The 26,092-nt window shown below is 39.0% G+C and carries 26 protein-coding genes; 2 read left to right on the top strand and 24 right to left on the bottom strand.

Annotation, left to right across the window (positions count from 1 at the left end; translation table 11 throughout):
• Positions 1-13 precede the first annotated feature (13 nt).
• Positions 14-685 carry a CPBP family intramembrane glutamic endopeptidase gene (locus V471_RS00995; RefSeq protein WP_045001459.1) on the top strand — a complete coding sequence of 224 codons (672 nt, stop codon included), beginning with the start codon at positions 14-16 and terminating at the stop codon, positions 683-685.
• 87 nt (positions 686-772) lie between these two features.
• On the opposite strand, the gene gla is transcribed toward V471_RS00995, so the two are convergent.
• Complete coding sequence (gene gla, locus V471_RS01000; protein WP_014632658.1) at positions 773-1,639, bottom strand: aquaglyceroporin Gla; 867 nt, start codon at positions 1,637-1,639, stop codon at positions 773-775.
• Between the two features lie 123 nt (positions 1,640-1,762).
• Between gla and V471_RS01005 the strand changes: the two genes are divergently transcribed.
• Positions 1,763-4,030 (top strand): Xaa-Pro dipeptidyl-peptidase, encoded by a 2,268-nt coding sequence (locus V471_RS01005; RefSeq protein ID WP_084871007.1) that lies wholly within the window; start codon positions 1,763-1,765, stop codon positions 4,028-4,030.
• 585 nt (positions 4,031-4,615) lie between these two features.
• Here the strand turns inward: V471_RS01005 and V471_RS01015 are convergent.
• The 23 genes from V471_RS01015 to pbp2x form a co-directional block, all read right to left on the bottom strand.
• Positions 4,616-4,906 (bottom strand): hypothetical protein, encoded by a 291-nt coding sequence (locus tag V471_RS01015; protein ID WP_084871008.1) that lies wholly within the window; start codon positions 4,904-4,906, stop codon positions 4,616-4,618.
• Between the two features lie 291 nt (positions 4,907-5,197).
• The gene (locus tag V471_RS01020; protein ID WP_021152512.1) at positions 5,198-5,494 is read right to left on the bottom strand and encodes a bacteriocin immunity protein; all 297 of its coding nucleotides are present in this window, start codon (positions 5,492-5,494) and stop codon (positions 5,198-5,200) included.
• Positions 5,495-6,345: 851 nt separating this feature from the next.
• Positions 6,346-6,513 carry a hypothetical protein gene (locus V471_RS11035; protein ID WP_198166464.1) on the bottom strand — a complete coding sequence of 56 codons (168 nt, stop codon included), beginning with the start codon at positions 6,511-6,513 and terminating at the stop codon, positions 6,346-6,348.
• 283 nt (positions 6,514-6,796) lie between these two features.
• Positions 6,797-7,198 carry a hypothetical protein gene (locus V471_RS11350; protein WP_048674851.1) on the bottom strand — a complete coding sequence of 134 codons (402 nt, stop codon included), beginning with the start codon at positions 7,196-7,198 and terminating at the stop codon, positions 6,797-6,799.
• A gap of 282 nt (positions 7,199-7,480) precedes the next feature.
• Entirely contained in the window at positions 7,481-7,669 is a 189-nt protein-coding gene (locus tag V471_RS01035) for a hypothetical protein (protein ID WP_049553855.1), read from the bottom strand.
• A 12-nt stretch (positions 7,670-7,681) separates the two neighbouring features.
• A complete protein-coding gene (locus V471_RS01040) occupies positions 7,682-7,915 on the bottom strand; it encodes a Blp family class II bacteriocin (protein WP_049553854.1) in 234 nt (77 codons plus the stop codon).
• 143 nt (positions 7,916-8,058) lie between these two features.
• Entirely contained in the window at positions 8,059-8,226 is a 168-nt protein-coding gene (locus V471_RS11040; protein WP_049527516.1) for a hypothetical protein, read from the bottom strand.
• 15 nt (positions 8,227-8,241) lie between these two features.
• Positions 8,242-8,421 carry a Blp family class II bacteriocin gene (locus tag V471_RS01045; RefSeq protein WP_084871010.1) on the bottom strand — a complete coding sequence of 60 codons (180 nt, stop codon included), beginning with the start codon at positions 8,419-8,421 and terminating at the stop codon, positions 8,242-8,244.
• 159 nt (positions 8,422-8,580) lie between these two features.
• The gene (locus V471_RS01050) at positions 8,581-10,326 is read right to left on the bottom strand and encodes an ABC transporter ATP-binding protein (protein WP_084871011.1); all 1,746 of its coding nucleotides are present in this window, start codon (positions 10,324-10,326) and stop codon (positions 8,581-8,583) included.
• The gene (locus V471_RS01055) at positions 10,319-12,076 is read right to left on the bottom strand and encodes an ABC transporter ATP-binding protein (protein WP_084871012.1); all 1,758 of its coding nucleotides are present in this window, start codon (positions 12,074-12,076) and stop codon (positions 10,319-10,321) included. Before V471_RS01055 ends, V471_RS01050 begins: the two co-directional genes overlap by 8 nt.
• A gap of 63 nt (positions 12,077-12,139) precedes the next feature.
• A complete protein-coding gene (locus V471_RS01060) occupies positions 12,140-12,535 on the bottom strand; it encodes a hypothetical protein (RefSeq protein WP_045772444.1) in 396 nt (131 codons plus the stop codon).
• Positions 12,536-12,688: 153 nt separating this feature from the next.
• Positions 12,689-13,216 (bottom strand): VanZ family protein, encoded by a 528-nt coding sequence (locus tag V471_RS01065; protein ID WP_049553913.1) that lies wholly within the window; start codon positions 13,214-13,216, stop codon positions 12,689-12,691.
• Position 13,217: 1 nt separating this feature from the next.
• Positions 13,218-14,387 carry a dual-specificity RNA methyltransferase RlmN gene (gene rlmN, locus V471_RS01070; protein WP_084871013.1) on the bottom strand — a complete coding sequence of 390 codons (1,170 nt, stop codon included), beginning with the start codon at positions 14,385-14,387 and terminating at the stop codon, positions 13,218-13,220.
• A 3-nt stretch (positions 14,388-14,390) separates the two neighbouring features.
• Complete coding sequence (locus V471_RS01075) at positions 14,391-15,113, bottom strand: YutD family protein (RefSeq protein ID WP_084871014.1); 723 nt, start codon at positions 15,111-15,113, stop codon at positions 14,391-14,393.
• A 54-nt stretch (positions 15,114-15,167) separates the two neighbouring features.
• Positions 15,168-16,523, bottom strand: coding sequence for a bifunctional metallophosphatase/5'-nucleotidase (locus V471_RS01080; RefSeq protein WP_084871015.1), 1,356 nt, complete (start codon positions 16,521-16,523; stop codon positions 15,168-15,170).
• Positions 16,524-16,805: 282 nt separating this feature from the next.
• Entirely contained in the window at positions 16,806-17,042 is a 237-nt protein-coding gene (locus V471_RS01085; RefSeq protein WP_004183378.1) for a Blp family class II bacteriocin, read from the bottom strand.
• A gap of 140 nt (positions 17,043-17,182) precedes the next feature.
• A complete protein-coding gene (locus V471_RS01090; RefSeq protein WP_232326835.1) occupies positions 17,183-18,187 on the bottom strand; it encodes a GHKL domain-containing protein in 1,005 nt (334 codons plus the stop codon).
• 245 nt (positions 18,188-18,432) lie between these two features.
• Entirely contained in the window at positions 18,433-19,161 is a 729-nt protein-coding gene (locus tag V471_RS01095) for a LytR/AlgR family response regulator transcription factor (RefSeq protein ID WP_004183381.1), read from the bottom strand.
• A gap of 37 nt (positions 19,162-19,198) precedes the next feature.
• Positions 19,199-19,951, bottom strand: a complete 753-nt coding sequence (locus V471_RS01100) for a hypothetical protein (protein WP_049527499.1) — start codon at positions 19,949-19,951, stop codon at positions 19,199-19,201.
• 3 nt (positions 19,952-19,954) lie between these two features.
• A complete protein-coding gene (locus tag V471_RS01105; protein ID WP_004183385.1) occupies positions 19,955-20,821 on the bottom strand; it encodes an ABC transporter ATP-binding protein in 867 nt (288 codons plus the stop codon).
• 561 nt (positions 20,822-21,382) lie between these two features.
• Positions 21,383-22,726: a DEAD/DEAH box helicase gene (locus tag V471_RS01110; protein ID WP_084871016.1), complete on the bottom strand. Its 1,344-nt coding sequence runs from the start codon at positions 22,724-22,726 to the stop codon at positions 21,383-21,385.
• 73 nt (positions 22,727-22,799) lie between these two features.
• Positions 22,800-23,822, bottom strand: coding sequence for a phospho-N-acetylmuramoyl-pentapeptide-transferase (gene mraY, locus V471_RS01115; RefSeq protein WP_004183389.1), 1,023 nt, complete (start codon positions 23,820-23,822; stop codon positions 22,800-22,802).
• Position 23,823: 1 nt separating this feature from the next.
• Positions 23,824-26,091 (bottom strand): penicillin-binding protein PBP2X, encoded by a 2,268-nt coding sequence (gene pbp2x / locus V471_RS01120; protein ID WP_037605662.1) that lies wholly within the window; start codon positions 26,089-26,091, stop codon positions 23,824-23,826.
• Between the last annotated feature and the right edge of the window lies 1 nt (position 26,092).

The raw sequence follows: 26,092 nt of genomic DNA on the forward strand, positions 1-26,092 counted from the left end.
TATAATAGAGTCTATGAAAACTCTTGTCAATAATCTGGCATTTAGACATGCCTATCAGGGATTTTTTTTACTGCTGATGATAGCTATCCCAAACATCACCTTAGGTATGACAACCTTATATAACAATCAGACTGGATTGACTTTTACGAAGCTTGAAAGCTGGGGAGTCATCGCTATCAATCTCATCATTTTTTACCTTACCTATCTCTGGGCAAAGAGTGAAGGATTGATGACTCGTTTTAGACTAGACCTCAAGGATGCTAAAGCAATTATCTGGGGCTTTCTCACTATCTTCTTGATGGGAGTCATTGGCAGTAATCTTATGCTACTAACCCATACCAACTACCATGCAGAACTTCAAAAGACGCTCACAACAACGCCTATCCTTCCAGTAACCATTGGTATGATTACGACAGCCTTCCTCCAAGAAATCCTCTTTCGCAAGTGGATTTTCACCTGGTTAGCTCCTTATTCGAAAACAGCTGTGCTAGTCAGCACTGGGCTCTTTTGTCTCTTTCATATGCCAACTAATCTTGCCTACCTCACTCTTTATATCGGAATGGGCTTGGCTCTCTCTATGGTCTACCAAAAAAGAGAAAACTTATCTGCAAGTATCACACTTCATGTTTTATGGAATCTTTACACCTTAGGTGCTACCATTCTAGTAATGACTAATCCAATGTGACTGAGAATATTTTCTCAGTTTTTTATTACTTTCAAAATTTTAAGCATAAAAAAATCTGAAGCACTAACTTCAGATTTTTTGTATTGATTAAAGGTAGAGGAACTTGAACAAAGCTATAGCTAAAACTCCTGCTAAGATTGGAGCTACAACTGGAACCCAAGCATACCACCATTTAGAATCACCTTTGTGCTCACCAAGAACTGTTGTTGGCAAGATGTGGTGGAGAAGACGTGGCATCAAGTCACGGGCTGGGTTAAGAGCTGGACCTGTTGCACCACCAAACGAAATAACCAAGGCTGCAACCAAGAAACCAACACCGATGTGGGCAACCGCAAGTGCACCATTAGCCATTTGACCTGTTACAGCTTCTTTATCATACCCATATTGAACTGCTTGTGAGACTAATTTGTGACCAAAGTAGTTGTTAGTCAAGGCAAGAGCACCAAAGAAGAGAAGGAATGAACCCGCAAACTCATTGGCAAAACCATTAAGCCAAGCACGTTTGTGATTTTCCTCTGAGTCTGAGTTATCATCAACAGCAGAGATTGTAGAGAAGGTACCGAGGATGTTGTTTGGATTCTCAGTTTGAAGATAATAAGGTTGGTGAACCCAAACCACGATAGCTTGTCCTAAGAAAGCACCGAGAAGTTGAGCAATCAAGTAACCTGGAACGGCTACCCATGAGAACAAGCCAGATGCAGCAAGTCCAAGTGTGAAGGCTGGGTTGATGTGGTTACCAGAAACATCACCAAACATAAGTGCTGGCATCATTACCGCAAAACCATAACCAAAACCAATAACAAGCCATCCAGACTTATTACCCTTAGTCCCTTTAAGCTCAACATTGGCAACCGAACCATTACCAAGTGCAACCATCAAAGCTGTCCCAATAAACTCAGTAATGTACTTCATAATCCAATCATGACTGAGCGCTTCTTTTAGAAAATCATTCATTTGTCTCTTTATTTCCTTTCACATTTTACAATAATTTAGACATCTATCATTTTATCAAGTATAATGTCTGATGTAAAGATATTTCTGAAATGTTTACGTATTCTTTTTTTGAGGTTTTAAAGTATGAAATTTAATCAGTTTAGTTACATCCCAGTAAGTCCTGAAATGGCTTGTCAGGAACTCCATTCTCTGGGCTTTGAAGTCTCTCTAGATGCCAGTGCCAAAGCTAATTTTGAGGCTTTTGTTCGCAAGCACTTCCTTTTCTTTGAAGATACTGATTTAGCTTTGAAAAATTGGATTGCTGATACAGAGACTGATCTCCTAACATTCTTCCAATCAGACCGTCCTTTGACTGCTGACGTCTTTGGTTTAGTGGCTCTTCAAATGCTAGGATTTGTCCCTAATGTAGACTTTACAGATAGTATTGCTTTCCTAGAGGAAATGGCTTTCCCAATTACTTTTGATGGTAGCCTTAATAACCTCCATCAATTGCTAGCAACACGCACACAGTCTGGCAATACCTTAATTGATCAGTTAGTAGCTCAGGATTTGATTCCTGTAAGTAATAACTACGTCTTCTTTAATGGTAAGAGCTTGGCAACATTTGACACTAATCAGCTTCACCGTGAGGTGGTTTATGTCGAAACACCTGTAGATACCGATAAAGATGGGCAGTTAGACTTGGTCAAGGTGACTATCTTACGTCCTGATGTGGACTTCCCGGTTCCAGCCATGATGACCGCAAGCCCTTATCAACAAGGGACTAACGAGCCTGCTTCAGATAAGCTTACCCACAAGATGGAGGGAGATTTGCTCGTCAAACCAGCAGGTGAAATCTCCCTTAGCCAACCAGAAATCAAGACACCAGAGGCAGACCTTACGCCTATCAATCCTGTCACAAAGGCTCAGGAGCGTTTTGCTCACACAGATACCTACACGCTTAACGATTACATGTTGGCTCGTGGTGTGGCTTCTATCTATGTATCGGGTGTCGGTACTTTCAATTCTGAAGGCTTCATGACCTCTGGAGACTATCAACAAGTTCTGGCCTATAAAGCTGTCATTGACTGGCTCAATGGTCGTGCACGCGCCTTTACTAGTCGTAGTAGACAGCATACCATCACTGCAGATTGGGCATCTGGTAAGGTGACTACTACCGGACTTTCATACTTAGGTACCATGTCCAACGCCCTTGCTACAACTGGTGTTGACGGTTTGGAAATGGTTATCGCTGAAGCAGGTATTTCTTCTTGGTACGACTACTATCGTGAAAATGGACTCCTCGTCAGTCCTGGAGGATACCCTGGTGAAGATCTCGACACTTTGACTGAATTTACCTATTCTCGTGCCCTATTAGCTGGAGAATACCTACGCCACCAAAAAGACTACCAAGCCTACCTCAAAGAGCTAAGCACAGCCATTGATCGTAAGCACGGAGACTATAGCCAGTTCTGGCATAACCGTAACTATGTGCAGTTCGCAGATCGTGTTAAAGCTACTGTTGTCTTTACACATGGTAGCCAAGACTGGAACGTCAAACCGATTAACGTCTATCAAATGTTCAGAGCCCTTCCTGACACTCTTGAAAAACACCTCTTCTTCCACAATGGTGCCCACGTTTACATGAATGCTTGGCAGTCTATTGACTTCCGAGAAAGCATGAACGCCTTGATTTGTCAGAAACTCCTTGGTTTGGAGAATGGCTACACACTGCCTACTGTTATCTGGCAAAACAACCAGTCTGAACAGACCTGGGAAGTTCTCGATAACTTTGGACACGACAATGGTAAAAACATTCAGCTTGGTGAGGCTGAAGCTAGTATCGCTAACCATTATGAAGAGGAAACCTTCACCAAATATGGTAAAGCTTACCAAAGCTTCAAGGATGACCTCTTTGCAGACAAAGCCAATGCCATTACCTTGGACTTTGAACTGGACCAAGATATCCAGATTAATGGTCGTGTCCACCTAGAGCTCAAGGTTAAGTCTAATACAAACCGTGGTCTCATTTCGGCCCAAGTTCTAGAAATGGGTGACAAGAAGTATCTCGCACCTATTCCCGCACTCAAACGCATGAATTTAGATAATGGCCGTCTCTTCAAGGAAGAAGCCTTACGTGAATTGCCATTCAAGCAGGCAAAATACCGTGTCATTACCAAAGGACACCTTAACCTGCAAAATCGCAAGAACCTCCTTAGCATTGAGAATGTCACTCCAAATGAATGGATGACTATCGGTTTGGACTTGCAACCAACCATCTACAAACTCAACAAGGGTGACAAACTCCGACTCGTTCTCTATACCACAGACTTTGAGCACACTATTCGTGATAATAGCAACTATGAATTGACTGTGGACCTAAGCCAAAGTCAGATGACATTGCCTTATTAACTTTTTATCACAAAAAATCCCATAGGATAATGACTCCCATGGGATTTTTTGATTGTGTAGAAATAAACAAGATTTAGACTTCAATTTTTACGATTGATTTTAATATTATTTAAACAAATGATATATCCAAGACAATGGAATAATACAAAGATATGCCAGTAAAAATAGAGCATAAAGCTATCAGATTTGATTATCGAATAAAAAAGAAAAATTGCAACTAATAAAATAGAGAACCACAGCGTCTTCTTAACGAATAAAAAGTATTGATGCCATATCTCTTTATCACCCAAAGTAACTTTAGATTTTTTACTTAGGAAAAGATGCATCAAGATCTCTACTAGACTGCTAAGTACTGTTAAAACCAGAATCTTACTTAGAGGAATACCTAAAAAGAATCCCATCCACTCAATAAGCAATTGGGACAAAACAATGGCCGTAAGGGCACGTAGATTTTTTGACATAAAACTTAAACCTCACACTTCTCTCAAACAGAAAGTTTTTACAATACCTAGAAAGTTACCAAAGCATAGATAAGCACTTACAGCCTCGCTATCTTTATAAGCACGTCTATCATAAACTGCGATTCTAACCTCGTTCACTTTGTTTAATGATTTTAAGCACTCTAGGTGTCAGAAAAGCTAGTAAACAAATATCCAAAACAATCACAACAATAATGATTAGGCACCATTCGGCATCTCTCACCGTCAGCAAACGATAAATACCAGCTAAAATAATAGCCAAATGTGCCAAGCCCATGCCAGCGTAAATTTGTTTAAGAGTAAACTGTCGTTCTTCAAGTGGACGACGGTCAAGCTCTCGCTTAATCAACAATGGCAACACAAGCAAAAGATTGATAGCAATGCCAGAGGCAGCCAAAATAAGAAAGAAGAACCATTATATAATAATTCTAAACCAATATTTCCACATATCAAACCAAAGGCAACAACCATGAGTCGTAAATAAAGTAACGTTCCTGAACGAAGTCGGTTAAGATAAGGCATCGCACTCTCCTTTCATCACAATCACTTGTCCGCTTGGCATAATCATAACTAGAACTTAAGGGTCTTTCTCTGCTCCTCAACAGGTTGGAAAAGAACCTTTTTGCCCCATCTTCCTTTTCTCAATGGACAACTCAACCTTAAAACCAAGAAATCCTCCCTAATGACATCAATAGCCATAACGAATCGCTAGCAATTTTCGCAACTCTGCCATTCGCTCCTCGATAAAGGGAGACAAGGTTAGCTGGTCTTTTCTGACCACTTCGGATATTTCCAGTGACATCCTGCTTAAGATATAGGGAGTGGCTGAACGAGAGTCTGCAAGTTCCGTTCGGTAGGAGTGCAGGACCTGCTTCAAATCAGCATAATCTGGCTTATCTCCAATAGTTTCAATTACTTCATCGATGATAGCTACTGCTTGTTCTCGTCTCTCTTTGCCTCCTGCAAACCATTTAAGTCCTGTCATTAAGAAAACCTCCTTATTTCTTTCAACTAATTTTTCAATCACATCTTTAGTATAGCACCCTGATAATCATTTAAAAGCCAGCGTCCCAAAAAGTGGCTATATGTCCTAAATGGCAGCCAAATCCAAATTGGATGCTGACTAGATAGAGCATTTAAAGCTATATTCCCATTGACTACTCCTAGGATTGCTGATACGACACGTAAAGAACGTAACACAGCAGAACTAAATTTTTGTAATATCACCATTTTAACTCCTTTTTTACTAGGACTATTTAAACAAATTATAAGGTATTATCATAGAAATGATTGGCTATTATTTCTGAATCTAGAATAGCTAAAACCTCGTAAATATCACATTAATCGTGACAGATTAGAGTAACGACATCACTTCTCATTTCTACAAATCAGCTGACTAAGATCATCAGAGAGCGATGAAGAAACATAAAGTGACAAGGTATAAAATAAAAATGTTCTTTCTTGATGCCAGAAAAATGTTATCACACATTGAATACAGACAGCCAAAATAACTTGCACGATAAATTTAATATATTTTCTAGAAATAACAAATTGTTCCAATAGTAATCCTCCTTTCATGACATTTTTTGAAGACCCAGACCCTGCAAGTTTTGTCTATACGATAGAAGAATATCCTTCAAACATTGGAAATTCACTCTAATTTTCACATGTTTCATTAATCACTTTCTTATTATAACACTTTTATGCAACGTAAATTGAATAATGTCACAAACGGTTACTATATTTTCTGAATGGTGGGGTTAGAGTGAGCTTTAGAGTCTTTTCCTCTCAAGATAGTGACAAAACACAAGTAATCGGATTATCTAGGACTCAACATTATTTCTTAAATTGTGTCCATTTTTTAAAAAGCAGACTATAAAGAAGCAAGGTTAGCCCCAACAAGTTAATGGTATGGTGGACTACATCCAAACTTCTAAATAGATTAGCGAGGCCCATTCCGATGAGAATGGTAGCCAGTAAATACGGTTTTGAGTTTTTGAACATACTTTTCTCCTTAAAGTGTTTTTAGCTTTCTGTGCAAAGCTATGATTTTTATTATAGATTGGAAGCCGATAAAAAAGTAGTGACATAAATGTCACTACTTGTCTGACCTTATATCCTTGATAATCGTACACATAAGAAAGAGAAAAAGACATAACCCAATAATATTTAGGCATTGAAGTCCAAAATTCAGTTTTTCTCCCAAGTTATGTAAGGCAACAAGGATGAAGCCCATAGACATCATTAGAGATACTAGGTGTTTTTTAGTCATGATTATAGATACCTTTTATCTTTTAAAATATTTTTTGACTTGCAAGTAAGCTAGAAAATCACAGAGGATTAACAAAAGCATTAATACGGCTAGTACTATACGGTCTGTGGTATCACTGAATGTAAGTAATGTGTAAAACTCTACACAAAGCACTAGAAATGAGATGACCAGAAAGACAATGAAGGACTGCCGTATTGTTAACGGATTCACTGAATCTGGACGCTTCTTAAGAATATGGTAGAGCAGCCCATTTACAAAAATGACTACTAAAGCTAGTGCTCCGACTGCTAACCAAATCTCTGGAGAGGTCTTGCTTTTGTAGAGAGAAATACTGGTACTTATAAGGAAAACTGCCAGTACAGCAGTGACGACCCTAGAAAATCGCAATACTCTCGAACTAACATTCTTTAACTTCATGATAAAACACCTAAATTATGAATAACCTCAGTCAGTCTTGTAAACTGAATAAGCTATTACATTAAACTCTATTCCTTTCTGTATTTTTTTATACTGCTGTAAGATCTCAAAAAAGACCTTAGCGATTACATTCTACTGGAGATGTAATACAGTAGCGTCATTAGTACTGATACTTTAAATAGGCGAATATACATATCTTTGTTTTTTCTATTACTAAGATATGCAATCAAATATAATATAATCTCCGCTATTATCAGCAAGAATAATTTTACTTCGGGAACATCAAAAATAAGCATTTGCAAGCCCCGAAGTAGCACATATCATAGTATAACCCCCTGCGGAAACAGGTCCTGCTGCCCATGCCATGAGCATACCACCTAGACAGCCACCAATTACTGCTCCAACTTTCCCACCACCAGAAATAATTTCTAGCTCAGCATCGCACATCTTATTATACTTAGTCACATTCATTTTTTAACCTCTCTAAAAGCTCGCTCCGATACATGCTAGCCCACCAGCAACTGCTCCAACATGTGCTCCTACAAATGCTCCTGGAAATGCTGTAACACCAAATGCTGCCATACCACCTGTAAATCCAGCACCTGCGCCAGTTAAAGCTCCTCCAAAGATTAAATCTTTACATCTATTTCCACCTTCAACGTTTGCAAGTGCCTCAAGATCGAGTGTTTCAAAATTGTTCATTGTTTGTGTTATCATTCTAACAACCTCCTAAAATATTATTTTTTAGCTTTTTTCTCTCAAGCTATGGTTTTATTATAGGGTGGAAGACAACAAAAAAGTAGTGACATAAATGTCACCACTCGATTTTGATTTTTAGGAACTCTACATTTCGAATACTTCTATTTTTTGAGTCGCTCCCATTTACTAAAAATCAAACTAAAAGTGATTAATGTTAACCCTACCAAATTAATGATATGATGAACAAAATCTAAATTTCTGAAAAGGTTAGCAATGCCAAATCCTAAAAGGAAAATTGCTAGTAAATACATTTTTTTATCTTTAAGCATAGGATCACCTAAATATTAGCAGAATGTAGCGTAACCAACTAAAGCTCCTCCCCAGTAACCTACTGGGCCTCCTGCTGATCCTACTAGAGCAGAGCCAATTGTGCCGGCATAACACTTAACCCATCCGCCACCTTCAACGTTTGCAAGTGTCTCGAGATTGAGTGTTTCAAAATTGTTCATTGTTTGTGTTGTCATTCTAACAACCTCCTAAAATATTATTTTTTAGCTTTTTCTCTCAAGCTATGGTTTTATTATAGGTTGTAGGCCAACAAAAAAGTAGTGACATGTATGTCACCACTCGATTTTGATTTTTAAGAAATCTTTTCGAATATAGAATCTATGCTCTAAACTATCTTACTCTCCTTCCATTGCACCTGCTTGTAGGCTGTACATCTTGTGGTAGGTGCCGCCGAGGGCTAGGAGCTCCTCATGGCTACCGTGTTCGATGATGCGACCCTTGTCTAAGACATAGATGCAGTTGGCATCTTGGATTGTCGATAGGCGGTGGGCAATGGCAATAGTTGTGCGTCCTTGACGCATTTTTGCTAGAGAATTTTGGACAATAGCCTCTGTCTCTGAATCAATATTGGCTGTCGCTTCATCCAAAATCAAAATCTTAGGCTGGCTAGCAACGGTCCTAGCAAAGGCTAGAAGTTGGCGTTGGCCAGTTGAAAAACTTGAACCTCGTTCAGAAACTGGAGCATCGTAGCCTTCTGGAAGTTTGTCGATAAAGTGATTGGCATCCACAAACTCAGCGGCTGCTTTAATCTCTTCATCAGTTAAATCCTGATACATGGCAATATTGGATTTGACTGTACCATGATAGAGAAAGGGTTCCTGAAGAACAAGACCAATGTTCTTACGCAGCTCTGCCTGACTATAATCGCGAATATCCACACCGTCAAGAAGAACTCGGCCTGATTGGAACTCATAGAAACGCATAAACACGTTGATAATAGAGGATTTCCCGGAACCTGTAGAACCGACAAAGGCGATGGTTTCTCCTTTATTGACAGAGAAGGATATATTATCCAAAATCTGGTGCTTGCCATCATAGGAGAAGGAGACATTTTCAAAACGAATATTCCCCTCAGTAACCTTGGCATCTGTATCTCTCTGCTCAGGTTCATAGGTGCGCTCGTCAATCAAGGCAAAGACTCGACCGGCTGAGACCATAGAAGTTTGCAAGGTTGAGAAGTTTTGCGTCACTTCAATCAAGGGATCAAAGAGACGGTTAATGTACTGGATAAAGGCATACATGGTCCCCGCTGTGATACCCAGATAGATGCCACGATAGCCAAAATAGGACATGAGAACAGCATAGCCCAGGAGCTTTAGTAAGCTCATGGCTGGGCGTAGAAAGAGAGAATCTAGTGACATGGAACGGCTAGCATAAATCAGGTGTTCCTCATTAATAGCATCAAACTCTTTTTTGAGGCGTTTCTCTTGGTTAAAGGCCTGAATAATACGAATCCCTTCGATACTCTCTGACAGTTTGGCATTTATATCTGAAAGCAAGGCTCTGGTCTTTTCAATGATAACCACTGATTTTTTGCGGTAAAGGTTAACCAAAAGGACAATCAGAGGAAGAAAGAGCACAATAAGCCCGGTTAGACGAATGTCCAACATCATCATAGTGTAAAGGGTGGTAACAAAGATAAAGATAGCCGAAATAAAGCTAGACAGAATCCCTGAGAACATCTCACTAATAGTCTCTGTATCATTGGTCAAGCGGGAAACGATAGAGCCCGATGGAGTCTTGTCAAAGTAGGACATCCCCAATTTTTCCATATTGGCAAAGGCATCTCGGCGAATATCCCTGACAATACTGTAGGACACACGCGCAAAAAAGAGATTTCCCAAATACTGAACTAGCGTCTGCAAGAGATAAAGACCATAGTACCCAATCAGAATCAAGCTTGCCGCTTGATTCATATCATGAAGATAGTGGTCGATAAAATAAGAGGCCACAAGGGGAATGATACTCTTGATAACCGTTGTGGACAAGAGGAAGGCTAAAGCTAGAAAGGTCAAGAATTTGTAAGGCTTGAGATAGGTCAAGAGACGCTTAAACACAGACCATTGGTTTTGATTAGGCATCGGCTTCTCCTCCTTCCATTTCTAACTGTTGAGACTCATAGGTCTTGGCATACCAACCACCCTGAGCTAGCAAATCCTCATGATGGCCACGTTCAATAATTCGACCATCCTGCATGACTAAGATGAGGTCAGCGTGCACCACCGCACTCAGACGATGGGCGGTAATGATAGTCGTCTTGTCCTTACGGGTATGTTTGAGATTGTCAATAATAGCATATTCTGTCTTGGCATCAACCGCAGATAGGGAGTCGTCCAAAATCAAAATGTCTGGATCCAAAATCATAGCCCGACTCATGGCCAGACGTTGTTTTTGACCACCTGATAGGCTGACACCCTTTTCACCAATGATCATTTCAAAACCTTCAGGCATATCCTTGATATCATCATAAACTTGAGCTAACTTAGTTGCTTCCTCTACCTTGTTCAAGGAGAGATCAGGATTACCAAAGCGGACATTGTCTAAAATGGAACTGGCAAAGAGAAACTGGTCTTGAGGAACATAGCCCATCAAGCTACGCAAGTCTGATAGGCGATAGTCTCTGATGTCATGGCCATTCAAATAGATGGCTCCTTGATTGACATCGTGCTCCCGCAAGAGCAACTTGACAAGGGCCGTCTTTCCTGAGCCAGTCTGCCCAACCAAACCAAGGGTTTGCCCCTTGTCCAAGGTAAAATGAATATCTCTCAAAGTATCCTCATCCTCAAAGGCAAAGCGGTCAATCGCATATTCTAAACGACCATTTTCAATACTTGGGAGAGGGTGCGCAGGATCTTGAACATCTGATTCCTGTTCCAGAAGATTTTCAATACGTTGGTAGGATACATTTCCCCTCTGTGTGATATTAAAGAGGAAGCCAATGGCCATCAGAGGCCAAACCAGCATGTCCAAATAGGTAATGAAGGTTACCAAATTTCCGACCGTTATCTGACCAGCCTGAATCATAAAGGCACCGACAAGAAGGGTCAAAACATAAGATGAGCCAACAAAGAGTAAGACCAAAGGATCAAAAAGGCTATCATACTTCATGGTATGCATATTCTTTTTAAAGGTCATCTTATTGGTCTCTTGGAAGGACTGAAGCTCAGCCTCCTGATAGCCAAAAGACTTGGTTACCTTGATTCCTGATACCGACTCTTGAACCTTATTATTAAGTTCTGAAAAGGCTGCCTGGGATTCTCCAAAAGCTTTATGGGTCTTGCGTCCCAAACGACTGGTCGCAAAAGCCATGAAAGGTAGGGGGAAGACAGCCACTAGTGTCATCTGCCAGGAAATGCTGAAAAACATAGTGATTAGGGTTACCAAGGCTGTAATAGAGGCATCCACGGCTGACATGACACCCCCACCAGCCAAGCGGGTTAAAGAGTTGATATCATTGGTTGCATGGGCCATGAGATCCCCAGTTCGGTACTTTTGATAAAAAGAAGGCGACATCTTGGTAAAATGCTCAAATAGGCGTGAACGCATAATCTGGCCTAAGCGATAAGAAGTCGCCAAGATATACATGCGCCAAACATAGCGCAAATAGTACATCCCCAGAGCTGCCAAAAGCAAATAAACGAGATTCAGAAGCAAGATCTGATTGGTCAATTTTCCCGATGTGATAGCATCAATGACCCGTCCCATAACCATAGGAGGAATCAGATTGAGAACCGAAACCAGACTCAGTGCCAAAATCCCAACAATATACCGGCGTTTTTCTAACTTGAAAAACCACCAAAGTTTTGCAATGATTGATTCTTTAAAAGACAAGTTACTCCTCCTATCCTTACAAATGGTTAATAATAGACCTCGTATAAGTCTCTTATGATAAGGTTACTTCCAATAGCGATAGATTGTGCCATCTTCTAACTGAAAGTGACCAATATAAGATAACTTCCCAAAATCAGTAGACTCTGGCAATTGATAAGCAAAGGAATCAAAATTATATACCTTGTTCCCACCATCCACAGAGTAACTCTCCTTATCATGGATAACTGATTCATCTTTCTTAGGGTTCCAAATGCGTCTGATTTCATCAGATGTCTTATACTCTCTGACAAAATTGTACAATTCAAAGTTAGTTGCCTCACTGAGATAGCGACCATCGGTGTTGTAGTTGGCTAATTGAGGCTCTCTCTTAGACTCAGAATAATTCCAAACCTGTCCTCTTTCTCGCATAATATCGGCATCACGGCCACTTTGATAAGTATCTGCCTTAACCATCGTCATTGTTACTCCTAACGTTAATACGGTGACTACTGTCATCATTAAGTGTTTCATTATTTCTCCAAACGTGTTTATTCATTTTTCCCTCTTTTGAATGTGTTGTATTTGTATGATAGAAAATAAGTGAAACCTGAGACGCGTAAGCTCCCAGGTTTTTTACTCTTTTAAATGCGTTTGAATCAGTTTTACAAGAAGGCGGTAGACAACTAGTGCCACCAAACCTCCCAAAGTGTTGGTCCATAAATCATCTAACTCAAAGACACGATTAGCATCAATGAGAAGATCTAGAATGACTTGTCCAACCTCAATCGTCAAAGACATGACAAAGGTCGCTAAAAGGACCTTTTTCCAAGACCTGAATCTTGGGTACAAGGCTAAAAGCCCTAAAATCAGCGGACTCAGCAAGAAAATGTTGGTCACATTTTGCCCAAGCACAAAGACAATCTCTTTAAGACTATCCAGCTGATAAAAGTTGGTCAAACTATTGAATGGGGTTAATAGGACCACTACACGACCAAAATGTTGAATACCAGGGGTTTCAACACCTTCAACTAGCCCGTACTGGGGTGTCCAACATAGGAGCACTAAACAAAGGAGATAAGCACAGACCAAAACTCGGCTTAGCTTTCTTCCTTTTGATGTTAGTTCTCCATCCTTATCTACCCAAGTCTTAAGCTGAAACATCTTACTTACCTTCTGATTTACCAGAAGCTTCTGCTACTGCCTTTTGACGGTCACGTTTCATAGTGTTTGAACGCAATTGTCCACAAGCTGCGTCGATATCTGTACCGTGCTCTTGACGAACCACGCAGTTGACTCCATTTTTCTTGAGCACATCGTAGAAGGCCGCCACACGTTCTTTCGTTGAACGGCTATATTGGTCGTGCTCTGATACTGGATTATATGGAATCAAGTTGATGTATGACAACTTACGGATTTTCTTAGTCAAATCAGCCAACTCTTGAGCATTTTCAGGATGGTCATTGACCTCATTAAGCATGATATACTCAAAAGTTACACGACGGTTGGTTGTCTGGATGTAATACTCGATAGCTTCAAAGAGTTTTTCAAGTGGGAACGAGCGGTTGATACGCATGATGCTTGAACGAAGGTCATTGTTAGGCGCGTGAAGTGATACGGCAAGGTTAACTTGAACACCTTCGTTAGCAAATTCCTTAATTTTTGGTGCCAAACCAGATGTTGACACGGTGATGTGACGCGCTCCAATGGCAAGACCATTGTCATTGTTAATGGTACGCAAGAAGCGAAGCACATTGTCATAGTTATCAAATGGCTCACCGATACCCATAACAACCACGTGGCTGACACGTTCACCGTCACCACGATCGTCAAAGTATTTTTGTACCAACATGATTTGCGCCACAATCTCACCAGCAGTCAAGTCACGTTGTTTCTTAATCAAACCACTGGCACAGAAAGTACAACCGATGTTACATCCAACCTGGGTTGTCACACAGACAGACAAACCATAGTGTTGACGCATCAAAACCGTCTCAATCAACATACCATCTGGCAATTCAAAAAGATATTTAACAGTACCATCTTTAGATTCTTGAACGATACGTTGTTTCAATGGGTTTACGCAGAAATTCTCATTCAATTTAGCAATGAAATCCTTTGAAATGTTGGTCATTTCTTCGAAAGATTGCACACGCTTCTTGTAGAGCCAATCCCAAATTTGTGTAGCACGGAATTTCTTTTCACCGTGTTCCATAGCCCAATCAATCAACTCGTCACGAGTAAGACCATAAATAGAAGGTTTGTAGCCTTCCATATTCTCTAACTTCTGACGTTTACGGCGTTCTGGTTTTGCTTGTGTTGTTACTTCTGACATAGTTTAATTTCCTTTTTTTCTGATTGTGAAATGCTGACCATCTGACTTGGTCTGGCTTTGTTTCTTCGATGGGGTGTTTTGACCTTTAGATTTTGGAGCTTGCTTCTGACTCTTCTTGAAGTTAGGCTTACGCTCACGACCACCGTCCTCGGATCTAGATTTGAACTTAGGACGACGCTTGATTTTCTCAAAGCTTGGGCCCTCTTGGTCCCTATCTCTTCGTTTGGACTTGTCTGGCTTTTGCTTCGCAGAAGCTTTTTGCCCCTTATTCTTTTGAGAAGCATTGCACTCTCTAGATTCCTGAGAGGCATTACGACGATTATTAGAACGACGGCGCTTGCGACGAGGCTCCGTCTCCTCTTCAAAGACGATTAACTGCGGCTCTTCATTTTTCAAAATAAAGTAGGCACAGCCAAAGGCACAGTATTCACGCAAATACTCAGACAATCGGCTAATGCGGTCTGTTTTACGCGTATTAGGGCGCTCGTCCTCGTAAAATCCCTTAAGGCGAAGCTGATCATTAGACCAGTCCCCAACGATATAATCATACTTGAGCATGATTTCAGAAAAACGTTGCCCAAAGCGGGTAGCGTCTAAAGCATCCTTGTGATTTTCAAGAACTGTAAACTGACAGGCATCTGATTTCAGAAGATCAGCCACATACACAAAGTCTGGCCCTGGATATTTATTATAATTAAACATTTCTGGCAAGATTTCTTTACGCATGTGCCATCCTTTCTGCTCTCTCTTATTTTCTATCCTGATGCTGTAATAATGTCTCTATATCTTATCCCAATTGGCACCATTTTTTCCTAAATACTTGGCCACAAGTTCCCTTAACAAATCTGGAAAAAGAAGAGTAACTTCCTTTTCCTTAATTGTAGGAAAGTAAGAAGCAAAGTAGTACTGGTCCACAAGGACCAAACTAAACTTCTCATTGGAATCTACAACCCTTCTATTATACAACAAATTACCGTTTTTGTAAGCAAAATTCCCCGTGATTACTTCACCAAATGTCTTCCCTCTAAATCCCATACCTTTAATAGCCTGATTTTTAAGGAGTTCAGCCTTAGTAAAAACTTCCTGACAGATTTCTTTGAGTTCTTGTCCTGTCACGACTAGACGTGCCATCCGCATCTGGTGAGGAAGGGCTTCTTGCAGGTCTGCCATGGTCACTTGAGGACCTAGTGTTTTCATGATAAGTCCAGTATTTAAAAGCGTTAACTGGCTATGAGTCTCCTGACAAACAGCCTGTAAAACCAATTGACAGGTCTCATCAAAATCTAGTTCTCGACCTAGATTAGCTACCTTTTTCTGAGCTAAACGACGATGGCCTTCCTCACGCATAGCCTTGATAAAGGCTTCGTCCTCCTTGTCTAAATCCAAGATGTAGGACTTGGTGGGAATAGCCTCGACCTGACATTCTATCAATCGCTCATTTTCCACAGTAAGGTCAATACAGCCAAGATAATAACCATATCTGTCAGCAGCTGCTAAATAGGTTTCATTGACTAATTTACCCTCTTCAAAAAGGTGATGTGTGTGGCTCCCAATGACAAGGTTTACCTGTGGATAAGTCTCTGCAATCTGCTCATCATAACGTACACCTAGGTGGCTAAGAACGACAACTATATCTGCATCCCTTACCTCAGGACGAGCCAAATCCTCTTCCAACCGAGCCATAGGCTCTAACACCTGCCAACCGTTGGGAGCATAGGTGATGTAATATGGGAAGGTATAGGCTAAGAAAGCAATGTTTGTACCTGCCTTAGTTTTGTGGATAAAATAGGGCTTAGCCCATTCAGGTTGTCTTCCCTCATCCTTGAGATTTCCTATGATAGGCTGAAACTTAGCCTGCTCATAAAGACAGTCTAGCTCCTCCTTGGCCAGACCAATCCCCTCATTATTTCCAATAGTCGCATAGTCTATCCCCAACTCATTCATCAGGGCTACATTAAAACGCCCAGCGGTCGCATCAGACAAGGGATGGGACTTATCCACATTGTCCCCAAGATCTACCTTAATCAGCTCTCTATCCGTCTGACTCAAATCATCCACAGCGCGCTTGAGTTGTGGATACTGTTCAAAATGAGAGTGTAAATCATTGATATGAAGAATTCGAATCTTGTCTTTCATGACTCCTATTGTAGCACTTTTGCTATAAAAAAACTTGACAATCATTCTGCCAAGTTTTTACATGTGAGACGATGCTTCTTGCTATCCAATTTTTTAATAACTGAAAGGCTTATGATTAATGATGAATTTTAGTATAGAGAAGGACTACGAAACCTGCAACTCCTAAAACATCTATCATTGTAATTAACCAATAATGAGGGACACACAACTGATAGCAACCTGCTAGAATGAAACACACACAAATGAGAATGCTCGGATCATTTTGTTTCTTCAAATTTCTAACTAAACTCCGCAAAATGTAGCCATTCCAAGGCCAGCTCCTGACCATGCCCCAAATGCTCCACCTGAAACAGTCCCAACAATTGGAAATGTAACAGTTCCAACTGATGTTCCAGTCAAAAATCCAAGCCCAGCAGATCCAGCAGTCCCAGCTACACAACCAATCACACCCCCACCTTCGATAATAGAAAGATCTTCGGAATTAAGTGAATTAAAATTGTTAATGATTTGTGTTGTCATAGTAACAACCTCCTTTAAAATATTTTTTTAGCCTTTTCTCAAAAGCTATGATTGTATTATAGATAGAAAGCCAACAAAAAAGTAGTGACATTAATGTCACCACTTGATTTTGAGAGTTGATTCAGCTTAGGACTTCCAAATTATTTTATTTTTAAAGGAATAACAACTAGCACCACAAATTGATTTGACTGTATATTAATATTCAGATGTCCTTTCAGTTTCATGATTCTATCATAACTACTTTTTATTCCTAGACCACGTCTATTAGGTAATTTTATAGATTTCATTCTGTCGTAATTGATATCTATTTCAGAAGTAAGTATAGGATTCGCCACTTTAAAGACTAATTTATTATTCTTAAAACGTAATACTATTTCAATTGGATTCGTTAATCCATTACGTTCAACCTCCTCTATTGCATTGTCGATAATATTTCCGAGAATAGCGCAAGAATCTATAGCAATCGAACTTATATCTAAGTTATAGGGAATTTGTAAATCTAAATGAAACTGGACTCCATCTTTTTTCATTTTAGATATTTTTTGATTTAATATAGCGTCAATTGGTATACATCCTGTAATCTTGCGATTAAAAACCTCCTGTCCCAGTATCTCTCGAGTTATTGCTTTGATGTTTTCAAAATCATTACTATCTGCATAAAAATCTATTGAGGAAACAATATTTTTTAAATCATGTCTGAGAATTGCTAATTCTTCTTCTTGTTGAATGATTTCACTGGTCATGCTATTTTCATCAAAAGAAATTTTGCCTTTGATAATATTATAATTTTTTTCACTCAAATAATTGTAAAGCACAATTATAACAATGTTTATCAATAATAAATAACTATCAAATATCAAAACTCGACTTAAAGGTAGTGACATCTTATATAACAGTAAAATAATAGACAAAAATGGAGGCAACGATAAGATACCGTATTCTATTTTGTTCAGCTCAAATAGATTATCTATTTTAAAGTGTTTTAATCCTAACACAAATAAAAGCGTTAACAACATCAAAAAGAATTGGGCGAAAAAAATTACGATTTCTTTAGTTTGTTGAACTTGATGTAATAGCAATATTGCTATATCTTCTTGAATCAAAAACCAAAAAATCAGGAATAAATAATGAAATACCTTTTTCATAACATCTCCCGATAAAAAGAGGAAAAGAATCAGGAAAGTTAATAGCAAAGATAAGATTTTAAAATCTAACAATGTATTATGATTTATTGTTATTGATGTGTGGCCAATAAAATAAACAAATAAGATCAAACAATAAAACTTGCTTTTGGAAATTCTGATCACAAAAAAGTGTTGTAAATAAAACCAAACAACAAAACTTTGGAATAAAAAAAGAGAGAGCAGCCCCACTGATTTATATACATCAATCATAAACCGAAACTCCTCTCAATAAAATGGCTATATGCTGTTCTCACGGCTTTCTTACGACTTCTACTAATAGCAATACAATTACCATTTATCATAGTTACATCATTCTGATTAAATGAGGATATATGGTTTAAATTAATCATTGTTCCACTATTAACCCTAACAAAATGAGTTGAAGGTAATTCTTTTTCAATTGCTGATATCCTCCCGTAAAACGATGTATCACTACCACTAACTAATTCAAGGTGGATTTTCCTTCCAAACTCAGAATATAGACACACAATATTATCTAAGCTTATTTGGAAATGTTCCGTACCTATCTGATAAAACATAAATTTTTGTTTTGCAGTTAATTCCACCAGAACATCCCTGAGAACCTCTCTCAATTTTTCAATAGATACAGGTTTTATTAGATAACGAAATGGAGAGACTTCAAAACTTTCTAAAGCATATTGCTCATAGCTTGTGACATAAATGAGTATAAAGTTTTTATCAATATTTCTCAATAACTTAGCAGTCTCTATACCATTTAGACCCTCCATCTCAATATCTAAAAATATCAAATGATAGTTGTCAATTTGTCCACTCATGGTATTTACCAGACGGTCTCCTTTGTAATAGCCATCAATTTCATATTGAACATTGATTTCATCAAAATATTCTGAAATATGAGTTTCTAAATTACTCACTTGTAAGCTATCATCATCACAAATTGCTACTTTATACATCTGTCTCTATAAATTCCTTTTTCTAATATTATATCATTCAAAACGCCTTACTTTCAAACCCTTTCACGGTAGCAATCAATAACAGTATACAAAGCAAAAAATAACTTAGTAAATGAATTAGAGATAATCCAATTGTAAAGTGATAATTAGGCACAACAAAAAAATATCCAGGAATAAATTTAGAAATCATAGTAATATTTGATAGAAGTTGACATAAAAAGTAAACACCTAGACTTGCAAACGAAGCCATTATTGCCGAAATATTTAGTGATAGATAAAAAGCAATGCTAGCAAGCAAAATAATAAATCCTAAATTCACTAAACTAACTACTATTGATTGTACATTTGTAGCATGTAGCTCCCAAAAACGTGTATAACCGAACTCAGTATGAGATATAAAGCAAATATAAGTGACTAACGACGTCAAGCAATTTAAGATATATAAAAATAATATTGATAGGATAACAACAATATACTTAGAGACTATCAATATTTTCTTACTAGTGACTCTATTTACCTCTAATAAAATTTGTCCTCCTTGAATCTCTCCTCCTAAAATAAAGGAAGAAGTATATAAAATTAATAATAACGGGATAGTTAATATTAATAAAAATGTCCACATCGTGGTGATAAAGGTAACTAAATCTAATTTAGCCCCTATTTTTACAAAGTCCCAATGTAAAAAGGCACCAAAACCATAAATCAAAGACCACAATGATAGTATAGCTAATATAATAAAATTTTTCCGTTTCAATAATTTATATAGTTCTGCTAAAACGATTGATTGCATTTTTTACCCCCTAAATAATTCTTCAATAGAGTCACTCACCGTGATTTCTTTTATCTCACAATTATATTTATAAATGAGCTTCAGGATCGAATTCAATAACATCATATCATGTGGTAAGATTATCTGACCTTCTTTTAGGGTAACTAATTTACTAAGACTTTGTTCCAACTCCGGCACTGCATATTCTAAAGTAATAATTATTTTATTTTTTCCTAGTTTAGTATGTGTTTCAATACTCTTTCCATTTATAAATAGGAAATAATCACAAATTTCTTCAATTTCATGTAACTGATGTGATGAGATTAATATTGTAACCCCTTTTTCACGACGTAACTTCACAATATAGTCTAAAAGAACTCTAACTCCTGCAGGATCTAAACCCACAAAAGGTTCATCTAGAATCAGAAACTCAGGGTCATCTAACAAGGCCAATGCCAAACCCAATCTCTGCTTCATGCCAAACGAGTAAGATTTTACTAGTTTTTTGCTACTATCTAAACCCACAAATTTTAACAACTTATTAATCCGTTTATCTAGTCCACTCTTATCAAATGATGAAGAATACATAGAGAATAATTTCAAATTATCATATGCAGAAAAATCTTCAAATAATTTACAATCTAGAAGAAAACCGATTTTATTTAAACTATTTCTTTTAGTATTATATTCTGAATCCCCTTTAAATTGAATTTTACCTTTTGTGCGTGGAGTAAGTCCTAAGATCATCTTCATTAAAGTAGTCTTTCCACAGCCATTCTTCCCAATTAAGCCAACAATGTCACCTCTTTGAATTTCGAAATTGAGATTGGTTAATACCTCTTGTTTTCCAAATGATTTATTCAAATGACAGACTCGTAATATTGTATTCATGGTGATTACCTCCATCAGTTGCAGTATACATTAAAAAATCATTGAATTTATCAAAAGTTTCAAGTAATAATTCATACTTGTCTTTTGCAATAATTTTACCTTTTTCCATAAAAGTTATAGAATCAAATCTTTTTAAAAATGGCTTTAATAAAGCTATTTAAAATGTGTCAACTATTATTAATAAGGCATTCTATATGTTTTTAGTTTAGCTTAAAATATCAAAATCAACTTTCTTTTGTATCATTTTGTTGTTTTTTTTGTAGTAAATAGTAAAAAACTATTTATTCATTACATTTTCAGTTCTTAAGACAGCCAATTATTTTGCGAGTGTAGTGAGCATATACTGAGACTTGACGCTGTGATAATGACGCCTAAAACTTTGTAGTCATAAGCGTTGGGAAGTTTTGAGACCTTAGGCTCAAAAGAAAAATTTATCTTCAAACTAAATAAGCTCTTTTGAGTTTCCAAAAAGGTTTGATAATAATCAAAAAAGCTGAAACACTTTGGTTTCAACCTCTTGAATTTTTAAATTAAAATTTGCTTTCACCTAAAAGCCTGAGCCTAGAAACTTTGCTTCTTAGCTTTACGCTCAGCACGCCCCTTAGCACGGTTAGCCGCACGGCGCTCACGTTTGCGTTTTTCATCAACCTTCCACTGAATTTTCTTCTTGTAGCCAGGCTTGATTTTTTTCTTTTTCTTCTTAACCAAACCGATCATTTCCGTATCAAGTTTTTGATAGGCTTTTTCACGGTTGGCACGACGGTCACGGTCATAGGTATCTTGAAACTCGCCGTCCTTATAGACTTTAGGGTCAAAGGTAATCCCCATCTTTTCAAGCTCACGAATATCTGAGTCGTCACTTGGTTGATAAAGGGTAATGGCTGTTCCTGACAAACCATTACGTCCTGTACGCCCCACACGGTGAACAAAGAAGGACAAGTCTTGAGGGATAGCATCATTGATAACATGGCTAACCCCTTCAATATCAATCCCACGCGCTGCAAGGTCAGTCGCTACAATGTACTCAAAATCAAGCTTCTTGACTTGATTCATGATACGCTTACGCTCACGTGGTGGAATACCTCCATGAATTTTGGCAACCTTAAGACCATTTGACACTAGGTAGCTGTGCAAATCGTCTGCACGTTCCTTGGTATTAACGAAAATCATTGCCAGGTATGGTTGCATCCCCTTAAGCATCTCAAGAATCTGTTCATTCTTGTTGCGACCCTTAGTAGATACCAACCAGTTATCAATGGTATCAGCAATAACTGTTGAAGTTTTGATTTGTTCCATGACGGGATTGGTCAAATACTTCTTCAAGAATGGCTGTAATTTTTGAGGAATGGTTGCTGAGAAGACCAAAATTTGCACTTCTTTAGGAAGGCTTGCCGCAATCTTGTCCACAGTATCCAAGAATCCCATGTCCATGGTCATATCAGCTTCGTCAACAACAAAGGTATGGGCCTTGTGGATAGCCAAGTCACCAGACTTAACTAGGTCATAGATACGCCCTGGTGTACCGATAACAATATGAGGTTGGGCTACCTTGAGTTTCTCAATCTGACGTTGCTTGTCTGTACCACCCACATAGTTAACAACACGAATTTCTGTATCAGAGTGTTTAGCAATCTGTTTTGTCGCTTGGTAAATCTGTGTCGCCAATTCACGTGATGGCGCTGTGATAACAACTTGAACATCTCCACTCTTTGGATTGAGTTTCTCAAAAATTGGCAAAAGGAAGGTATGTGTCTTCCCTAAACCCGTCTTTGATTCACCAACCAAATCACGACCTGAACGGACTACAGGAATCAATTTCTGTTGAACAGGTGTTGGCTCCTTAAACTTAATCTCGTCAAGAGCCTCCTGAATAAATGTTTTAAAATTAAAATCTTTAAATGACATGTTTATTTACTTCTTTTCTATCTAGTCTATCCCTATCATTATAACAAAAAAAGAGCATTTCTGCTCCTTTCATTTATTTCATAACGTTTCCAAGAACCATCCAAAGGGTAATGGCACTTGCAAGTGCTCCAACGGTCCAAAGGAAAGCATCAACCTTCCACTCTGACCATTTGTCACCCTTACCTGAAAGACCACCCAATTCTAGGTGATGGTGGAATGGTGTCATACGGAAAATACGACGACCTTCTCCATACTTACGCTTAGTGTATTTGAAATAGCTGACCTGTAGCATGACAGAAGCTGTCTCAAAGACATAAACCACACCAATCAAGAGTAGGGTCCACTCTACACGTAAGGCAATAGAGATAACTGCAAGCATAGCTCCAAGTGACAAGGAACCAACATCTCCCATAAAGACCTTGGCTGGCTTGTGGTTAAAGACGAAGAAGCCAAGAAGAGCACCAATCATAGTGATAATGATGGTCAAGATAGCGAACTCACCCTTGACAAAAGCGATAATCCCATAGGCAATCAAGCTGATAACCACAGAGATAGAAGCTAAACCATCAATACCATCTGTCAAGTTCACAGCATTTGAGAAACCAACAATCCAGAATAGGACAAAGAGAACATAGAAGACACCGAGATGAATGGTTAATCCACCAATAACTAAGCTATCTGTCCCACTAGGGAGTACGTGGATAAAGTAGAAAAGCAAACCCGCAATAATCTGCAAGGCCATCTTTTGCCAAGGTTTAAGTCCCTCATTGATTTGACGGAAAATCTTAAGGAAATCATCAAGGAAACCAATGATTCCATAAATCAAAATGACAAAGAGAATCCCCGCTGTGGCACCATAGGCTTGGTGTCCCTCGCTAAAGACGTGGAAGTTGAAAATCAAGCTAACCAAGATGGCAACCACTAGGAAGACTGTCCCTCCCATAGTTGGCGTCCCAGCCTTAGCCAAATGCTGCTTCACATCTTCATGCATTTGTTGGCCACCGATTTTCTTGATTTTGTAGTAAGTAATAAAGTGAGGCATGGCGAGCACCGTCAACACAAAGGCGGCCACGCCTGCTATCAGACTCATAGTCATCTTAGTCTCCTAAAGTAATGGTAATCTTCTTGGTTTTAGACAGGGCTTTTCCTGCCGCAACACTTTGTTTGGTAACAGTCCCTGACTTGCTACCCTTGTAAGTAATTTTAATGCCTTTCCATTTAGCAAAGGTTTCAACGTTCTTCTTGGTCCAACCATACATGTCTGGAAGTTCTGTGAAGTCATTGGTCATGATAAGAATCTGTTCATTAGCCTTAATATTGGCTTTGGCATCTACAGAAACCTTCTCAATCTTATCACCAACACCCAAAACAATCGGATGAATCAAGTTTTGACGAAGGGTGTTAGCTGTCTCACCTGGACGCTTACCGATAATATCGCCAGTTTGATAGCTCGTTTCTTCGGTCTTTTCACTACCTTCAGAAACAGAAGTATCTAGGGTGTCGCCCATAGACATGGCTTCTTCCAAAACCGGGTTAACCACAGTCGCATAGAAATTATTATCCCAGGTCTTAGGCTCTTGAACAGTCACATACATGATGTATTCTGGATCATCTGCAGGAACCATGGCCACAACTGAGTTGAGAGTTTCATTAGCCCCATCTTTGTAAGTCCCAGTCTTTTCATCGGCAACTTGAGCCGTTCCTGACTTAACTGAAACGTCATAATTGCCGACCTGGATAATCGGTGAACCTTCAGATTTATTGTAAAGAGTACCGAACTCTGGGTCTGTGCCAACAGAAATCATATAATTACGAGTTTCAGAGGCGGCCTGCTTAGAAACTGGCTTGCCGATAACTTCTTTCTTAGCTGTACGGACAGTACCTTGGTTAACATCAGCAACCTGTTTAATAAACTGAGGTTCCAGCATAATACCTTTGTTAGAAATTGCGGTAAAGGCTCGAAGCATTTGTACCTGAGTCACTGAAATCCCTTGTCCAAAAGACGATTGAGCGATATTAACAGAGTTTCGAGAGACAACACCAGAAGACTCACCTACCATACCAAAGCGAGTTGGAAGACCAAATTTGTAGAGAGAAAGGTAGTTAGACCAGACTTTGTCCCCCATCTCTTGTTCCAAAATGGTCATACCAACGTTACTTGAATAGGAGAACCCTTGGGCAAATGACATGTTTTGACCTGTTGAGATACCTTCATTGATTGACCAGTCATTGATTTCAACGTCGTCAACCTTAATACCGTTGGCATTACTATAGGTCGCATTCGGGTTGAAGCTTCCATTGTTAATAGCAGCTGACAAGAGCATGACCTTCATGGTTGATCCAGGCTCATACTGGGCTTCGTAAAGACGGTTAACCCAGTCATAGTTCTTCTTAGCCTGTCCCTCAAGGGTATCAGAATTATAGGTCGGACGTTGTGTCGTTGCAAGGATCTCACCTGTCTTAGCATTAACAACTGTCGCTGAAGCATTTACCCCTTTTGTCTGCTCCATAAAGGTATCCATCTGCGTTTCTAGGAAGGTTTGAAGAGGCGCTGACAAGGTTGTATAGATGTTCTTACCATCGATAGCTTCCTTGGTAATGGTTTCCGTACCTAGAAGCGTATTACCGTTTTTATCCTTCTCATAGATGGCTTCACCATCTGTCCCTGTCAAAAGGCTATTAAGCGAACGCTCCAAACCAGTTTGGCCAATCAAAGAATAAGAGCCGTCTTTTTTATTTTCAACAGCTTCGGCACGACCAAGAAACTCTGATGCGAAGGTCCCATTAGGGTACATACGTGACGTTGTTGCTTCAAAGGCCATCCCCTTAATTCCCGCATCTTTAAAGGCTTTTTCTAGCTCTTCTTTAACAGAGTAGGTAATTCCCTTCCCCTTTAGTCCAAAGGAAACCTGATAGGCACCCTTGGTACGTAATTGGGCCAAGGCAGCACTCTTTTCAATTCCTAGCTTATCCTTTAAAATATCGGCAACCTTGTCAAACTGACTATCTTGGACATAGAGTTTTTCTTGAGTCGCTGACACATAGCTGGTAGACACGATTGCGTAAATGGCATAACTGGTTGAATCCTCAGCCAAAACATTTCCATTTCGGTCGTAAATCGTACCACGCTTAGCAGCCACTGTGGTCTTAGTGTTATAAGACTTAGCAGCCTGGGTCGACAAATCGACACCAAACTTACTGTCTGTCCCGATAATCACCACAAAGTTGATAATAAAGACGAAAAAGATAAAGATACTAAGAACCATAAGGTTCTGACCAACGTGCTGTCGGTTCTGGGCTGGCTTTCGCCTATCCCTAACGACATAGTTTAGAAATAAATGTTTAAGTTTTCTTAATCTGTTCATT

The sequence above is a fragment of the Streptococcus salivarius genome (assembly GCF_002094975.1).
Classification (GTDB): Bacteria; Bacillota; Bacilli; order Lactobacillales; family Streptococcaceae; genus Streptococcus; species Streptococcus salivarius_D.

What these genes read in the sequence shown, in the direction of transcription:
- V471_RS00995 (WP_045001459.1), top strand. Translation starts at nt 14, where the DNA reads ATGAAAACTCTTGTCAATAATCTGGCATTTAGACATGCCTATCAGGGA.
- gla (WP_014632658.1), bottom strand. Translation starts at nt 1,639, where the DNA reads ATGAATGATTTTCTAAAAGAAGCGCTCAGTCATGATTGGATTATGAAG.
- V471_RS01005 (WP_084871007.1), top strand. Translation starts at nt 1,763, where the DNA reads ATGAAATTTAATCAGTTTAGTTACATCCCAGTAAGTCCTGAAATGGCT.
- V471_RS01020 (WP_021152512.1), bottom strand. Translation starts at nt 5,494, where the DNA reads ATGACAGGACTTAAATGGTTTGCAGGAGGCAAAGAGAGACGAGAACAA.
- V471_RS11035 (WP_198166464.1), bottom strand. Translation starts at nt 6,513, where the DNA reads ATGTTCAAAAACTCAAAACCGTATTTACTGGCTACCATTCTCATCGGA.
- V471_RS11350 (WP_048674851.1), bottom strand. Translation starts at nt 7,198, where the DNA reads ATGAAGTTAAAGAATGTTAGTTCGAGAGTATTGCGATTTTCTAGGGTC.
- V471_RS01035 (WP_049553855.1), bottom strand. Translation starts at nt 7,669, where the DNA reads ATGAATGTGACTAAGTATAATAAGATGTGCGATGCTGAGCTAGAAATT.
- V471_RS01040 (WP_049553854.1), bottom strand. Translation starts at nt 7,915, where the DNA reads ATGATAACACAAACAATGAACAATTTTGAAACACTCGATCTTGAGGCA.
- V471_RS11040 (WP_049527516.1), bottom strand. Translation starts at nt 8,226, where the DNA reads ATGCTTAAAGATAAAAAAATGTATTTACTAGCAATTTTCCTTTTAGGA.
- V471_RS01045 (WP_084871010.1), bottom strand. Translation starts at nt 8,421, where the DNA reads ATGACAACACAAACAATGAACAATTTTGAAACACTCAATCTCGAGACA.
- V471_RS01050 (WP_084871011.1), bottom strand. Translation starts at nt 10,326, where the DNA reads ATGCCTAATCAAAACCAATGGTCTGTGTTTAAGCGTCTCTTGACCTAT.
- V471_RS01060 (WP_045772444.1), bottom strand. Translation starts at nt 12,535, where the DNA reads ATGACGATGGTTAAGGCAGATACTTATCAAAGTGGCCGTGATGCCGAT.
- V471_RS01065 (WP_049553913.1), bottom strand. Translation starts at nt 13,216, where the DNA reads ATGTTTCAGCTTAAGACTTGGGTAGATAAGGATGGAGAACTAACATCA.
- rlmN (WP_084871013.1), bottom strand. Translation starts at nt 14,387, where the DNA reads ATGTCAGAAGTAACAACACAAGCAAAACCAGAACGCCGTAAACGTCAG.
- V471_RS01075 (WP_084871014.1), bottom strand. Translation starts at nt 15,113, where the DNA reads ATGCGTAAAGAAATCTTGCCAGAAATGTTTAATTATAATAAATATCCA.
- V471_RS01080 (WP_084871015.1), bottom strand. Translation starts at nt 16,523, where the DNA reads ATGAAAGACAAGATTCGAATTCTTCATATCAATGATTTACACTCTCAT.
- V471_RS01085 (WP_004183378.1), bottom strand. Translation starts at nt 17,042, where the DNA reads ATGACAACACAAATCATTAACAATTTTAATTCACTTAATTCCGAAGAT.
- V471_RS01090 (WP_232326835.1), bottom strand. Translation starts at nt 18,187, where the DNA reads ATGAAAAAGGTATTTCATTATTTATTCCTGATTTTTTGGTTTTTGATT.
- V471_RS01095 (WP_004183381.1), bottom strand. Translation starts at nt 19,161, where the DNA reads ATGTATAAAGTAGCAATTTGTGATGATGATAGCTTACAAGTGAGTAAT.
- V471_RS01100 (WP_049527499.1), bottom strand. Translation starts at nt 19,951, where the DNA reads ATGCAATCAATCGTTTTAGCAGAACTATATAAATTATTGAAACGGAAA.
- V471_RS01105 (WP_004183385.1), bottom strand. Translation starts at nt 20,821, where the DNA reads ATGAATACAATATTACGAGTCTGTCATTTGAATAAATCATTTGGAAAA.
- V471_RS01110 (WP_084871016.1), bottom strand. Translation starts at nt 22,726, where the DNA reads ATGTCATTTAAAGATTTTAATTTTAAAACATTTATTCAGGAGGCTCTT.
- mraY (WP_004183389.1), bottom strand. Translation starts at nt 23,822, where the DNA reads ATGACTATGAGTCTGATAGCAGGCGTGGCCGCCTTTGTGTTGACGGTG.
- pbp2x (WP_037605662.1), bottom strand. Translation starts at nt 26,091, where the DNA reads ATGAACAGATTAAGAAAACTTAAACATTTATTTCTAAACTATGTCGTT.